At 64.0% G+C, this 13,175-nt stretch carries 11 protein-coding genes; 8 read left to right on the top strand and 3 right to left on the bottom strand.

What is annotated here, in order from left to right; translation table 11 throughout:
• Window positions 1-119: 119 nt before the first annotated feature.
• The 3 genes from dnaQ to F6X61_RS10845 form a co-directional block, all read right to left on the bottom strand.
• Window positions 120-875 (bottom strand): DNA polymerase III subunit epsilon, encoded by a 756-nt coding sequence (gene dnaQ / locus F6X61_RS10855; RefSeq protein WP_153786642.1) that lies wholly within the window; start codon window positions 873-875, stop codon window positions 120-122.
• A gap of 90 nt (window positions 876-965) precedes the next feature.
• On the bottom strand, window positions 966-1,418 hold the full coding sequence (rnhA, locus tag F6X61_RS10850; RefSeq protein WP_125464845.1) for a ribonuclease HI: 453 nt from the start codon (window positions 1,416-1,418) through the stop codon (window positions 966-968).
• Window positions 1,419-1,431: 13 nt separating this feature from the next.
• On the bottom strand, window positions 1,432-2,205 hold the full coding sequence (locus tag F6X61_RS10845) for a class I SAM-dependent methyltransferase (RefSeq protein WP_153786641.1): 774 nt from the start codon (window positions 2,203-2,205) through the stop codon (window positions 1,432-1,434).
• A gap of 85 nt (window positions 2,206-2,290) precedes the next feature.
• On the opposite strand from F6X61_RS10845, the gene gloB reads away from it, so the two are divergent.
• The 8 genes from gloB (at window position 2,291) to F6X61_RS10805 (ending at window position 12,934) form a co-directional block, all read left to right on the top strand.
• A complete protein-coding gene (gene gloB / locus F6X61_RS10840) occupies window positions 2,291-3,070 on the top strand; it encodes a hydroxyacylglutathione hydrolase (protein WP_153786640.1) in 780 nt (259 codons plus the stop codon).
• 100 nt (window positions 3,071-3,170) lie between these two features.
• The gene (locus F6X61_RS10835) at window positions 3,171-4,598 is read left to right on the top strand and encodes a lytic transglycosylase domain-containing protein (protein WP_153786639.1); all 1,428 of its coding nucleotides are present in this window, start codon (window positions 3,171-3,173) and stop codon (window positions 4,596-4,598) included.
• Between the two features lie 213 nt (window positions 4,599-4,811).
• A complete protein-coding gene (locus F6X61_RS10830) occupies window positions 4,812-6,644 on the top strand; it encodes an extracellular solute-binding protein (RefSeq protein ID WP_218575537.1) in 1,833 nt (610 codons plus the stop codon).
• Window positions 6,641-8,467, top strand: a complete 1,827-nt coding sequence (locus F6X61_RS10825; protein ID WP_153786638.1) for an extracellular solute-binding protein — start codon at window positions 6,641-6,643, stop codon at window positions 8,465-8,467. Before F6X61_RS10830 ends, F6X61_RS10825 begins: the two co-directional genes overlap by 4 nt.
• Before the next feature lies 1 nt (window position 8,468).
• Window positions 8,469-9,542 (top strand): microcin C ABC transporter permease YejB, encoded by a 1,074-nt coding sequence (locus tag F6X61_RS10820; protein ID WP_125464850.1) that lies wholly within the window; start codon window positions 8,469-8,471, stop codon window positions 9,540-9,542.
• 1 nt (window position 9,543) lies between these two features.
• Window positions 9,544-10,563, top strand: a complete 1,020-nt coding sequence (locus F6X61_RS10815) for an ABC transporter permease (protein WP_153786637.1) — start codon at window positions 9,544-9,546, stop codon at window positions 10,561-10,563.
• A gap of 1 nt (window position 10,564) precedes the next feature.
• Window positions 10,565-12,175: an ABC transporter ATP-binding protein gene (locus F6X61_RS10810; RefSeq protein ID WP_153786636.1), complete on the top strand. Its 1,611-nt coding sequence runs from the start codon at window positions 10,565-10,567 to the stop codon at window positions 12,173-12,175.
• A 513-nt stretch (window positions 12,176-12,688) separates the two neighbouring features.
• Complete coding sequence (locus F6X61_RS10805; protein ID WP_153786635.1) at window positions 12,689-12,934, top strand: hypothetical protein; 246 nt, start codon at window positions 12,689-12,691, stop codon at window positions 12,932-12,934.
• The last annotated feature ends 241 nt before the right edge of the window (window positions 12,935-13,175 follow it).

Here is a 13,175-nt window from a genome sequence, read left to right as displayed (position 1 = left end):
GAGCTTGAAGCGCTCGGTGTACTTGCCCATAAATCCCCCAAGGGTTGGATTGGTGTCCAACTTCTTGGGGGCAGTCCATAATTGGCGTGGGAGCGGGCTTGCCCCGCGATGATTTTGACTCAGCCTGCCGCCGGCTCGGTCAACACCTGCCACATCGCCGGCCCACCCGCCGACTTGGCGACCGCTGCCAGGCGCTCGGCATGGGCTGCCAGCTCTTCGTCGGTGGGCAGGATCACCCGCCCCGGTGCGCGCCCGACAATCCGGCGGATCTCGCTGCCGGTATTGCCTTGCCCCTCGTCATCGCCTGCTGCGTCACCGGCCAGCGACAGGCTGGTCTGCCCACCGGTCATCGCCAGATAGACGTCGGCCAGCAGTTCCGAGTCGAGCAGTGCGCCGTGCAGATCACGGCCGGAGTTATCGATGCCGTAGCGTTTGCACAGGGCATCCAGGCTGTTGCGCTGCCCCGGGTGGCGCGAGCGCGCCATCATCAGGGTGTCGAGGATCGGGCAGTGTTGCGAGATATCGGCGCGGTCGTGCTGGCCCAGCAAGGCGAATTCGTTGTTGATGAAGCCAACGTCGAACGCCGCGTTGTGGATGACCAGGGTAGAGCCCTGGATGAATTCGAAGAACTCCTCGGCCACATCGGCGAAACGCGGCTTGCCGACCAGGAAGGCGTCGGTGATGCCGTGGACGTTGATCGCGCCTTCGTCGCTTTCGCGGTCGGGCTGCAGGTAGACGTGGAAATGCCGCCCGGTCAGGCGTCGGCCCACAACCTCGACACAGCCGATCTCGATGATGCGGTGACCGTCGGCCACTGGCATACCCGTGGTTTCGGTGTCGAGGATGATGAACCGTTGGTCTTGCTGCTGCTCCACGCGGGGGACTCCAACATGCGGTGCTTGAATTCAGGGCGGGAGTATACCGGAGTCGGGGCCGCGATGGGCTGCGCAGCAGCCCCAATCGGATCAACGCTTGGCGCGCAGTTCTTCGACGCCGCGGTTGGCCAGCTGGTCGGCCCGCTCGTTGCCCGGGTGGCCGATGTGCCCGCGCACCCACTTCCAGGTCACCTTGTGGCGGTTGACCTGCTCATCGAGGGCCATCCACAGGTCGGCGTTCTTCACCGGTTCCTTCGCGGCTGTCTTCCAGCCACGCTTCTTCCAGTTGACCATCCATTCGTTGATGCCCTTCATCACGTACTGCGAGTCGGTGGTCAGCACCACCGCGCATTCACGCTTGAGCGCCTTCAACCCTTCGATCGCGGCCATCAGCTCCATGCGGTTGTTGGTGGTTTCGCGCTCGCCGCCCCACAACTCCTTCTCGACGCCCTTGAACACCATCAGCACGCCCCAGCCGCCCGGGCCAGGGTTGCCTTTGCAGGCACCATCGGTGTAGATCTCGACGATTTCGCTTTCGCTCATGTACCACTCATCTTCAATGCTTTTCGATATCGGGGTTGCTGGCGTTACGGTTGACCTTGGCCAGCGGCAGCGGCAAAAGCTTGCCCATGGGCTCGCGGCGCTCCTGGCGCAGTGGCCGCAGGCCGACCATGATCTTGCGTGCTACCAGCAGGTAGACACCGCCACCGGCCGTCTGCCAGCCACCGGCGATGCGCTCCCAGCCAGCCAGGCGTTGCTGCCAGGCCGCCGAGGCAAGCGGCGGACGATAGCACCCGAAACGGCGTTTCTCCAGCGCGAAGCCCAGCAGGTTGAGCCAGTCGCCAACCCGCGACGGTGGGATGCAGCGCGCCTTGCGCAAGGCGCCGTGGCTGAAGAAATGGCGCATGCCCCAGCTGCTCCAGGGGTTGATACCGACGATCAGCAAATGGCCGCCGGGGCGCACCGCACTGGCCGCTTCGCGCAGCAGCCCGTGGGGCGACAGGCTGAAGTCCAGGCCATGCTGAAGTACCACCACGTCCGCGGCGTGCTCCGACAGCGGCCAGGCCTGCTCCTCGCAGATGATCTCGACCCCCGGCAGCGGCGCGCCCAGGCGCACGTTGCGTTGCACCTGCGGGGCATTGGGCGGAGCGTCGGCACCGGGGCCGTAATGCACCAGATAGCCGCCGAAGAAGCGGCCGAGCTCTTGTTCGAGCAGTTTCTGTTCTTCCTCGAGCATCAATTGCCCGAGCGGCCCGTTGAACCACTCGCGGGCCAGGCTGATCAGCTCAACCCACTCGGGGTCGGCCTGGGCGAAGGCTTGGTCGGTCATTGCGTTCTCCCTCGAAGGTTCTCCGGCCACGCCATCGCGGCTAAGATGCCTTCAATGTCCAGGCTTGGCGATACGGATCCGCACCATGATACAGATCGATGCCCTACCCGCTTTCTCCGACAACTACATCTGGTTGTTACAGGATACTGCCAATCGCCGCTGCGCGGTGGTCGACCCCGGTGATGCCGGGCCGGTGCAGGCCTGGCTCGACGCGCACCCAGGCTGGACACTGACGGACATCCTCGTCACCCACCATCATCACGACCACGTCGGTGGCGTCGAAACGCTGAAGAAGGCCACCGGCGCCCGCGTCTGCGGCCCTGCCCACGAACGCATCCCGGCCCGCGACCTGGCCCTGGAGGACAACGCCCGCGTGCAGGTGCTGGGGCTCGACTTCGAGGTGCTGGCCATGCCCGGCCACACCCTTGGGCACATCGCCTATTACACTGCGCAACCGGCCACGCCGCTACTGTTCTGTGGCGACACCCTGTTCGCCGCCGGTTGTGGCCGCCTGTTCGAAGGCACCCCCGAGCAGATGCACCATTCATTGCAGCGCCTGGCCGCCCTGCCCGCTGCCACCCAGGTGTACTGCACCCACGAATACACCCTGAGCAACCTGCGCTTCGCCCGCGCCGTAGAGCCGCACAACGCGCAGGTTCTGCAGCGGTTCGAAGACGTTACCCGGCTGCGCGCCGACAATCGCATCAGCTTGCCCTCGACCATCGGCCTGGAGCGCCAGACCAACCCGTTTTTGCGCACCGCTGAAACATCCGTTAAAGAAAAAGCAGACGAATGGAAGGGTCTTTCAAACCCCACCCAAGCCACTGTTTTTGCTGCCTTGAGGTCTTGGAAGGACGTGTTCTGATAACCCTAAGATATATCGCGATACAGGTACAAAGGTTGACCCGGCCGGGACCGGTTTCTAGAATCGCCGAACTTTTTTGCCCGGATAACTGTCCCAGCCGATGCCTTCCACTAGCCGCAGAACCTCTCATTCGGTCGCCCTGACGCGACTGGCCCAGATCAGTGCACTGGCGCTGGCCGCCACCCTGGTCGGCTGCCAGAGCACCCGTCAGCTCGACGAATCCGACAGCGTTCGCGCGCACAATTACCAGGCGCGGATCAAGCACAAGCCCGCCCCGGTGCTGGTCAAGCCGAAGGAGCAAGCCCCGCAGGACGTCTGGGAGCGCATGCGCCAGGGCTTCGCCCTGCAGGACAACGTCGACGTCAACCCGCGCATCGAGCAGCAGCGCCTGTGGTTCGCCAGCAACCCGTCGTTCCTCGAGAACGCCGGCGAGCGTGGCAGCCTCTACCTGCACTACATCGTCGAGCGTCTTGAAGAGCGTGACATGCCGCTGGAGCTGGCCCTGCTGCCGGCCATCGAGAGCGCGTACAACCCGATGGCCTACTCCCGCGCGCACGCCGCCGGCATGTGGCAGTTCATCCCGTCCACCGGGCGCCACTTCAACCTGCGCCAGACCAACTTCTACGATGGCCGCCGCGACATCACCGCATCGACCAACGCCGCGCTGGATTACCTGAACCGCCTGCACGACATGTTCAACGGCGACTGGCTGCTGGCCCTGGCGGCCTACAACGCCGGCGAAGGCACCGTCAGCCGCGCCATCGAGCGCAACGAACGCCTTGGCCTGCCCACCGACTACTGGAACCTGCCGCTGCCGCAGGAAACCCGCGACTACGTGCCCAAGCTGCTGGCCCTGTCGCAGGTGGTCAACACCCCGCAAGCCTATGGCGTCAACCTCAACCCGATTGCCAACGAACCCTACTTCGAAGCCGTCGCCATCAGCGAGCGCCTCGACCTGTCGCGGGTCGCCGCCTTCGCCGACATCGACGAGGACGAGCTGATCCAGCTCAACCCGGCGTTCAAGAAACGCATGACCGTGGACGGCCCCAAGCAACTGCTGGTGCCCACCGCCAAAGCGCAGTTGCTGACGGATCGCATGTCCAACCTCAAGCCCGAGGAACTGGTCAGCCTGCAACCGAACAAGGCCGTGTTCAATGCGGCCCTGGCCGAGGCCAAGGCGCCGGCGGCGCGCAGCTACCGGGTCAAGCGCGGTGACAACCTGGCCAGCATCGCCAAGGCCAACCGGGTATCGGTCAAGCAGCTGCAGGGCTGGAACAAGTTGCGCGGCAACAGCCTCAAGGTCGGCCAGGTATTGGCCCTGCGTGGTGGCAGCGCACCGAGCGCCGCCGCCAACCGGGTAGCCGACTCGAAGCAGCGCTCCACCCAGTACAAGGTGCGCAAGGGCGACTCGTACTACCTGGTGGCCAAGCGCTTCAATGTCGAAATGCAGCACCTCAAGCGCTGGAACCCGCGCAGCGGCCACGCGCTCAAGCCAGGGCAGACGCTGACCGTTTACCTGGCGCGTTGAACCACAACGTCGAAGCCAGCGCCCCACCCTGTGGGAGCGGGTTTACCCGCGAAGAAGGCTCTGCGGTGCCTGGCACCGGCTTGGCCGGTGTTCGCGGGTAAACCCGCTCCCACAGGGGACTTCATTTGCTCCAAGGACGACCCTTTTTCCTGCCAAGACAAGCTGTTACTGTACCCCGACCAAAGCCCAACGCCTTCTGGATCGGATGCCGACTTGATACGTCCCCTCCTGCTGTCCCTCAGCCTGGCCTTGAGCTTCCCCGCCGTCGCGATGGTGAGCGAAAGCCACGGATACGCGCAGTTCGGCACGCTCAAGTACCCGGCCACCTTCACCCACTTCGACTGGGTCAACCCGCAAGCCCCTAAAGGCGGCACCTTGCGGGCCATGGCATTCGGCACCTTCGACACGCTCAACCCCTATACCTTCAAGGGCTCGAGCCCGGTCACCACGCCCAACTTCCTGCAATACGGCATCAGCGAGCTCAACGAGCCACTGATGGTCGGCACCGGCATGTACGACCCCTCCGGCGACGAACCCACGTCAAGCTACGGCCTGATCGCCCGCAGCGTCGAGTACAGCGAGGACCGCAGCTGGGTGGTGTTCAACCTGCGCCCCGAGGCCCACTTCCATGACGGCACGCCGATCACCTCGGCCGACGTCGCCTTCAGCTACCGCACCCTGCTCAAGGATGGCCACCCGATCTATCGCACCAACCTGCAGGAAGTGCAGCGCGTCGACATCCTCGGCCCTTTGCGCATCCGCTTCGTGTTCAAGCGCGCCGGCAACCCGTTGCTGATCCTGCGCCTGGGCGAGATGCCGGTGCTGCCCAAGCATTACTGGCAAAACCGCGATTTCAAGGCCACCACCTTCGAGCCACCACTGGGCAGCGGCCCGTACCGCATCACCGAGGTGCAGCCTGGCCGGCGCCTGGTGTTCGAGCGGGTGAAGGACTACTGGGGCAAGGACCTGGCGGTCAACCGCGGCAAGTACAACTTCAAGCGCGTCGAATACGAGTTCTACCGCGACGCCACCGTGGCCTTCGAAGCGTTCAAGGCCGGCGAGTTCGACATCTATATCGAGCACCAGGCCAAGAACTGGGCCAACGGCTACAACTTCCCCGCCGTGCGCCGGGGCCAGGTGATCAAGGCGCAGATCCCGCACCAGATCCCCACGCAAACCCAGGGCCTGTTCATGAACAGCCGCCGCGCCACCTTCGCCGACCCGCGGGTACGCCAGGCGCTGGGCCTGATGCTGGACTTCGAGTGGACCAACCGTGCGCTGTTCAGCAGCGCCTACCGCCGCGCCACCAGCTATTACCCCAACAGCGAGTTCGCCGCCAGCGGCCTGCCCACCGGCAAGGAATGGCTGCTGCTCAAGCCGTTCCGCGACCAACTGCCGGAAAAGCTGTTCACCGAGCCCTACCAGGTCAGCCACACCGATGGTCGCGGCATCAGCCGCCAGACCCTGCGCCAGGCCCTCGATCTGTTCGCCCAGGCCGGCTGGAAGCTCAACGGCCAGCGCCTGGTGAACAGCAAGGGCCAGCAGCTGCGCATGGAACTGCTGCTGGTGAACCCGAACCTCGAACGTATCCTGCAACCTTATGTCGAAAATCTGGCCAGCATCGGCATCGATGCGCGCTTGCGCACCGTCGACCGCGCCCAGTACAAACAACGGCTCGACCAGTTCGATTTCGACATGATCCTGATGACCCTCAACCAGACCCTGAGCCCCGGCCTCGAACAGTGGCTGTACTTCCACTCAAGCCAGGCCACGACCAAGGGCAGCAAGAACTATGCTGGCGTGAAGGACCCGGTGGTCGACCACCTGCTCGACACCCTGCTCGCCGCCCGCACCCGCGATGACCAGATCGCCGCCGCCCGGGCCCTGGACCGCGTGCTCTCATGGCAGTACTACATGATCCCCAACTGGTACCTGGACAACCATCGCCTGGCCTACCGCAACCGGCTGGCCTTCGTCACCACGCCGCCCTACACCCTCGGGCTGAACAGCTGGTGGATCAAGAAGACTTCGGAGAAAGCCAAATGACCCCGACCCTGCGCCTGGCCTGCAGCCTGCTGCTGGCCTGCCTCACGCTCCCGGCCATGGCCGCCCCGCAACACGCCCTGACCCTGTATGACGAAGCGCCGAAATACCCGGCCAACTTCAAGCATTTCGACTTCGTCAACCCGGATGCGCCCAAGGGCGGCACGTTCCGCCAGTCCAGCTTCGGCGGCTTCGACAGCCTCAACCCGTTCATCAACAAGGGCGTGCCCGCCGACAACGTCGGCAGCATCTACGACACCCTGATGCGCCAGAGCCTGGACGAACCCTTCACCGAGTACGGCCTGGTGGCCGGCAAGATCGAAAAAGCCCCCGACAACAGCTGGGTGCGCTTCTACCTGCGCCCCGAAGCGCGCTTCCACGACGGCCACCCGATGCGCGCCGAAGACGTGGTGTTCACCTTCAACGCCCTGATCAAGGACGGCGCGCCGTTGTACCGCCAGTACTACGCCGACGTCGCCGAGGTGGTCGCCGAAGACCCGCTCAAGGTGCTGTTTAAGTTCAAGCACACCAACAACCGCGAGCTGCCGCTGATCCTCGGCCAACTGCCGGTGCTGCCCAAGCACTGGTATGAAAACCGTGATTTCAACCGCGGCAACCTGGAAATCCCCCTGGGCAGCGGCCCCTACAAGGTCGCCGACGTGAAGGCCGGCCGCTCGATCCGCTACGAGCGGGTCAAGGACTACTGGGCCAAGGACCTGCCGATCAACCGCGGCTTCTACAACTTCGACGTGATGACCTTCGACTCCTACCGTGACAACACCGTCGCCCTCGAAGCGCTCAAGGCCGGCCAGTTCGACTACGGCCTGGAAGTCAGTGCGAAGAACTGGGCCACCGCCTACGACGTGCCCGCGGTGCGTGATGGCCGGCTGATCAAGGAAGAGCTGCCCAACGGCACCCCCGTCGGCATGCAGGGCTTCATCTTCAACCTGCGCAAGCCGGTGTTCCAGGATGTGCGGGTGCGCCAGGCGCTGAGCTTGCTGCTGGACTTCGAGTGGACCAACAAGCAGCTGTTCAATGGTGCCTACCTGCGTACCGGCAGCTACTTCGAGAACTCGGACATGGCCGCCCAGGGCCTGCCCTCCCCGGCCGAACTGAAAATCCTCGAACCGCTGCGCGGCAAAGTCCCCGATCAAGTGTTCAGCGAGGCCTTCCACAACCCCGTCACCGACGGCAGCGGCATGATCCGCGAACAGCAGCGCCAGGCCTACAAGCTGCTGCAAGAGGCCGGTTGGAAAATCGTCGACGACAAGATGGTCGACAAGGACGGCAAGCCGCTGGTCATCGAGTTCCTGCTGGCCCAGACCCAGTTCGAGCGCATCCTGCTGCCGTTCAAGCGCAACCTCGCCGACCTCGGCATCGAGCTGAACATCCGCCGCGTCGACGTTTCGCAATACATCAACCGCCTGCGCTCGCGCGACTACGACATGATCGTCGGCGGTTTCTCGCAATCCAATTCGCCCGGCAACGAGCAGCGCGAGTACTGGTCCAGCGCCGCCGCCGACAACCCCGGCAGCCGCAACTTCATCGGCCTGCGCGACCCGGCCATCGACCAGCTGGTGGAGCAGTTGATCAACGCCGATTCGCGCCAGAGCCTGATCGACCACACCCGCGCCCTCGACCGCGTATTGCTGTGGGGTTACTACGTGATCCCCAACTGGCACATCAAGACCTGGCGCGTGGCCTACTGGAACCACATCGGCCACCCGCAGGTGCCACCCAAGTACGACATCGGCATCGACACCTGGTGGATCAAGCCAGGCGTCACCCCCGCGGTGACCGACGCCCCGGCACAAGAGGCCCAATGACATGCTGGCCTATATCCTGCGCCGCCTGCTGCTGATCATCCCCACCCTGTTCGGCATCCTGATCATCAACTTCATCATCGTCCAGGCCGCCCCCGGCGGCCCGGTCGAGCAGATGATCGCCAAGCTCGAAGGCTTCGAAGGCGCCACCAGCCGCATCGCCGGCGGCGGTGCCGAAGTGTCGGTGGCCGGTTCCAACTACCGCGGCGCGCAAGGCCTGGACCCGGCCCTGATCGCCGAGATCGAGCGCATGTACGGCTTCGACAAATCCGCGCCCGAACGGCTGTGGATCATGGTCAAGAACTACGCCCAGCTCGACTTCGGCAACAGCTTCTTCCGCGACGCCAAGGTCATCGACCTGATCATCGAGAAGATGCCCGTGTCGATCTCCCTGGGCCTGTGGAGCACGCTGATCATGTACCTGGTGTCGATCCCGCTGGGGATCGCCAAGGCCGTGCGCCACGGCAGCCATTTCGACGTGTGGACCAGCTCGGCCATCGTCGTCGGCTACGCCATCCCCGCGTTCCTGTTCGCCATCCTGCTGATCGTGCTGTTTGCCGGCGGCAGCTATTTCGACTGGTTCCCGCTGCGTGGCCTTACCTCCAACAACTTCGACGAGCTGTCCACCACCGGCAAGGTCCTGGACTACTTCTGGCACCTGGTGCTGCCCATCACCGCGCTGGTGATCGGCAACTTCGCCACCATGACCCTACTGACCAAGAACAGCTTCCTCGACGAGATCAACAAGCAGTACGTGGTCACCGCCAAGGCCAAGGGCCTGAGCCGCACCCGCGTGCTGTACGGCCACGTGTTCCGCAACGCCATGCTGCTGGTGATCGCCGGCTTCCCCTCGGCGTTCATCGGCATCTTCTTCACCGGCTCGCTGTTGATCGAGGTGATCTTCAGCCTCGACGGCCTGGGCCTGATGAGCTTCGAAGCGGCGATCAACCGCGACTACCCGGTGGTGTTCGGCACCCTGTTCATCTTCACCCTGCTGGGGCTGTTGGTGAAGCTGATCGGCGACCTCACCTACACCCTGGTCGATCCGCGTATCGACTTTGCCAGCCGGGAGCACTGACATGGCCCTCTCCCCCCTCAACCGCCGGCGCTTCGAGCGCTTCAAGGCCAACCGCCGCGGCTGGTGGTCGCTGTGGATCTTCGTGGTGCTGTTCGGCCTGAGCCTGGGCGCCGAGCTGATCGCCAACGACAAGCCGGTGGCGGTGCGCTACGACGGGCAGTGGCACTTCCCCGCCTTCAAACGCTACCCCGAGACCACCTTCGGCGGCGAGTTCCCGCTGGAGGCCAACTACAAGAGCCCGTACATCCGCGAGCTGCTGGCCAAGAAAGACGCCTTCGTGCTGTGGGCGCCGATCCCGTTCAGCTACCAGAGCATCAACTACGACCTCAAGGTGCCCGCCCCCGCGCCGCCCTCGGCCGACAACCTGCTGGGCACCGACGACCAGGGCCGCGACGTGCTGGCCCGGGTGATCTACGGCTTTCGCATCTCGGTGCTGTTCGCCCTGACCCTGACCCTCGCCAGCTCCATCGTCGGCGTCATCGCCGGCGCCCTGCAGGGCTTCTATGGCGGCTGGGTCGATTTGGCCGGCCAGCGCTTTCTGGAGATCTGGTCCGGCCTGCCGGTGCTGTACCTGCTGATCATCCTGGCCAGCTTCGTGCAGCCCAACTTCTGGTGGCTGCTGGGCATCATGCTGCTGTTCTCGTGGATGAGCCTGGTGGACGTGGTGCGCGCCGAGTTCCTGCGCGGCCGCAACCTCGAGTACGTGCGCGCCGCCCGCGCCCTGGGGATGCGCAACGGCCCGATCATGTACCGGCACATCCTGCCCAACGCCATGATCTCGACCATGACCTTCATGCCGTTCATCCTCACCGGCGCCATCGGCACCCTCACCGCCCTCGACTTCCTCGGCTTCGGCCTGCCCGCAGGCTCGCCGTCGCTGGGCGAGCTGGTGGCCCAGGGCAAGTCCAACCTGCAAGCGCCGTGGCTGGGCATCAGCGCCTTCGCCGTGCTGGCGGTGATGCTGAGCCTGCTGGTATTTATCGGCGAGTCCGCCCGCGATGCCTTCGACCCAAGGAAATGACATGAGCCAAGACACCCTGATCGAAGTGCGCGACCTGGCCGTGGAGTTCGTTACCGGCGACCAGGTCAACCGTGTGGTCGATGGCATCAGCTTCGACATCCGCAAAGGCGAAACCCTGGCCCTGGTGGGCGAGAGCGGCTCGGGCAAATCCGTCACCGCCCACTCGATCCTGCGCCTGCTGCCCTACCCCCTGGCCCGGCATCCGTCCGGCAGCATCCAGTACGACGGCAAGGACCTGCTGCACCTGGGCGAAAAGCCCATGCAGCGCATCCGCGGCGACCGTATCGCGATGATCTTCCAGGAGCCGATGACCTCGCTGAACCCGCTGCACAGCATCGAAAAGCAGATCAACGAAATCCTCCTGCTGCACAAAGGCCTCACCGGCAAGCAAGCCACTGCGCGCACCCTGGAGCTGCTGGAACTGGTCGGCATCCCCGAACCGCGCAAGCGCTTGAAGGCCCTGCCCCACGAGCTGTCCGGCGGCCAGCGCCAGCGCGTGATGATCGCCATGGCCCTGGCCAACGAACCCGAACTGCTGATTGCCGACGAGCCCACCACGGCGCTCGACGTGACCGTGCAGTTGAAGATCCTCGACTTGCTCAAGGAGCTGCAGGCGCGCCTGGGCATGGCCCTGTTGCTGATCAGCCACGACCTCAACCTGGTGCGCCGCATCGCCAACCGCGTGTGCGTGATGCAGTGCGGCAAGATCGTCGAACAGGCCGATTGCGCCACGCTGTTCAGCAAGCCACAGCATCCGTATACGCAGATGCTGATCAATGCCGAACCCAGCGGCGCGCCGGCAGCGAACGCCGAAGGGGCGCCGTTGCTGGAGGTGAAGGATTTGAAGGTGTGGTTCCCGATCAAGAAGGGGCTGCTGCGCCGCACCGTGGACCATGTGAAGGCCGTGGATGGGGTGAACTTCAGCCTGCCCCAGGGCCAGACCCTGGGCATTGTTGGCGAGAGTGGGTCCGGCAAGTCCACTCTGGGCTTGGCCATCTTGCGGTTGATTTCCAGCCAGGGCGGCATTCGCTTCCATGGGCAGAACCTGGAAGGGTTGAACCAGAAGGAAGTGCGGCCGCTGCGGCGGGAAATGCAGGTGGTGTTCCAGGACCCCTTCGGCAGCCTGAGCCCGCGCATGTGCGTGGCGGATATCGTTGGCGAGGGATTGCGGATTCACAAGATCGGCACGCCGGCCGAGCAGGAAGCGGCGATTGTGGCGGCGCTGGAAGAAGTGGGGCTGGATCCGCGGACGCGGCATCGGTATCCCCATGAGTTCTCCGGTGGGCAGCGGCAGCGGATCGCGATTGCTCGGGCGTTGGTGTTGAAGCCTGCTTTGATTCTGTTGGATGAGCCGACGTCGGCGCTGGACCGGACGGTGCAGCGGCAGGTGGTGGAGCTTTTGCGGAAATTGCAGGTTAAGTACAACCTGACGTACCTGTTTATCAGTCACGACCTGGCGGTGGTGAAAGCGTTGAGTCATCAGTTGATGGTGATCAAGCATGGGCAGGTGGTGGAGCAAGGGGATGCGCAGGCCATCTTTCATGAGCCCAAGCATAGGTATACGCGGCAGTTGTTGGAGGCGGCGTTTTTGGGGACGACGTCGGTTGCCTGAAGCTGGCCCCTTTCAAGAACCACGGTCCTGCTCAAAATCTAAATAGCTGGCGCGATCCCTGTGGGAGCGGCTTTAGCCGCGAACACCGGCGTAGCCGGTGCCAGTCACCGCGTCGCTTGTTTCGCGGCTAAAGCCGCTCCCACAGGAATCGCGTGTAACGGGCCGGCCAATATCAATGCAATATCTGCAACTGCTGACTTTGCTATCCGTCACCAAGAATCAGATTAAAGCCCTTACTTGTAGTCCATTTCCCAAACATACTCTTGCCGCCTTTTTTCCGTTGCGGTCGCCCTGGCAGGCCCCTAGTCTCGGCGAGTCGCTGAGTTCAGCGATCGACTTTGACAGGTCGCGACGGTATTAAGCCTACGGCTAGCCTTCAATGGTGGCTGTACGTGCGGGCACGCTTGCGTGCGCCGGAACTTTGCTTATTCCGCCGGTCTGTCAACCCACGTACAGCTGCCACCCTTCTGTTTGACAGCAGTCAGGTGACCGCCCTTTTAAAGGAATAAGGTCATGTTGAAGATTGTCCCCGATCCACCCCACAACCATCACTCTCTCGAAGACACCCTCCTCCAGGCCGCGGAATACGCCTTGTGCGCACAGGCTGTGGCGCAACAGGCCATTTCGGTCCCGCCCAAGCCGCCCGCGTCAGTTCTGATCATGGCTTTGATGCATGAGATCGAGGCCCTGCGTGTGCTGCTCGAGTCGGCGTTGATTCAGGTGCAGATGTCGCAGATGGAGCGCCGGGCGTTCCACTAGGTCGTAGGTCTTATGTCGCCTGGGCTGACGCTATCGCGGGGCAAGTCGCATCGGCGCACCGCCGCTCCCACGCAACCCCGAGCCCGCAGGGTAATGCCTGCATTCGTGGGTGCGGCGGTGCGCCGATGCGACTTGACCCGCGATAGGGCCCGCCCAGGCACCGATCATTTCAGGGAGAGTGAGCAATGAACACAGACGACACCACGCCCCGCACCACTGCGGGCAAAACCAAGTTCTACCA

This window comes from Pseudomonas sp. EMN2 (assembly GCF_009650555.1).
Lineage (GTDB): Bacteria > Pseudomonadota > Gammaproteobacteria > Pseudomonadales > Pseudomonadaceae > Aquipseudomonas > Aquipseudomonas sichuanensis.
This window is presented reverse-complemented; position numbering and strand designations above follow the sequence as displayed.

Bases quoted from the DNA above. Each gene is read 5' to 3' on its own strand.
- rnhA (WP_125464845.1), bottom strand. From the start codon at position 1,418: ATGAGCGAAAGCGAAATCGTCGAGATCTACACCGATGGTGCCTGCAAA.
- F6X61_RS10845 (WP_153786641.1), bottom strand. From the start codon at position 2,205: ATGACCGACCAAGCCTTCGCCCAGGCCGACCCCGAGTGGGTTGAGCTG.
- gloB (WP_153786640.1), top strand. From the start codon at position 2,291: ATGATACAGATCGATGCCCTACCCGCTTTCTCCGACAACTACATCTGG.
- F6X61_RS10835 (WP_153786639.1), top strand. From the start codon at position 3,171: ATGCCTTCCACTAGCCGCAGAACCTCTCATTCGGTCGCCCTGACGCGA.
- F6X61_RS10825 (WP_153786638.1), top strand. From the start codon at position 6,641: ATGACCCCGACCCTGCGCCTGGCCTGCAGCCTGCTGCTGGCCTGCCTC.
- F6X61_RS10820 (WP_125464850.1), top strand. From the start codon at position 8,469: ATGCTGGCCTATATCCTGCGCCGCCTGCTGCTGATCATCCCCACCCTG.
- F6X61_RS10815 (WP_153786637.1), top strand. From the start codon at position 9,544: ATGGCCCTCTCCCCCCTCAACCGCCGGCGCTTCGAGCGCTTCAAGGCC.
- F6X61_RS10810 (WP_153786636.1), top strand. From the start codon at position 10,565: ATGAGCCAAGACACCCTGATCGAAGTGCGCGACCTGGCCGTGGAGTTC.
- F6X61_RS10805 (WP_153786635.1), top strand. From the start codon at position 12,689: ATGTTGAAGATTGTCCCCGATCCACCCCACAACCATCACTCTCTCGAA.